The 654-nt window shown below is 42.4% G+C and carries 1 protein-coding gene; it reads left to right on the top strand.

Going from position 1 to position 654, the window contains the following annotated elements:
• On the top strand, positions 1 to 654 hold a 654-nt coding region (locus HMPREF0083_RS28835; RefSeq protein ID WP_277355689.1), incomplete at both ends, for a Ger(x)C family spore germination protein.

Below are 654 nucleotides of genomic sequence, written 5' to 3' on the forward strand. Positions count from 1 at the left end.
AGGTGCTTGCGGCGAAGGTGAATACTCCGAGGCAAGCGAGAGAGGTGTTTAATAGCACAAGCAACGGAATGATTGCTGTTGGAAAAATGCAGGTCATACTGATTGGGGAGAAGCTGCTAAAAAAAGAAGGAATTATGTCGCAGCTCGATGTGGTGTACCGCGATCCGAAGAACACAGGGAACATTCGTATGGTCGCTGTAAAAGGGCCGGTGTCCTCCATTATGGAGAGTAATTTTGTAGATAAGCCGGCGCTTCCACTTTATTTAACCCAGTTGCTTGATGTGGAAAAAAGATATAACGGCACCATTTCGACTACGCTACAAAAGCTGCATACACATATGTTTGATAAAGGGATTACACCAGCGATCTCAGAAATGAAAAAAGATAAAAAAGGGCTTGTGGTGACCGGTTCTGCCTTGCTTGATAATAAAGGAATGTACAAAATGTCATTGAGTCGCCGGGAAAGCTCCCTGCTTCTCCTGCTGCGGCAGGAAGCAAAAATTCCAGTAGTATTTACCATTCGCATGCCCTCTCTTCCGTTTAAAAGGCCGAATAAGCTACAGAATGTAAAAGGGCATGATTTTATAACGCTAAATATAACTGAAAGTAAGCGTAATATTAAAACCCGTTATAAAAACAATCGATTTGTTTTTG

The sequence above is a fragment of the Aneurinibacillus aneurinilyticus ATCC 12856 genome (genome assembly GCF_000466385.1).
Lineage (GTDB): Bacteria > Bacillota > Bacilli > Aneurinibacillales > Aneurinibacillaceae > Aneurinibacillus > Aneurinibacillus aneurinilyticus.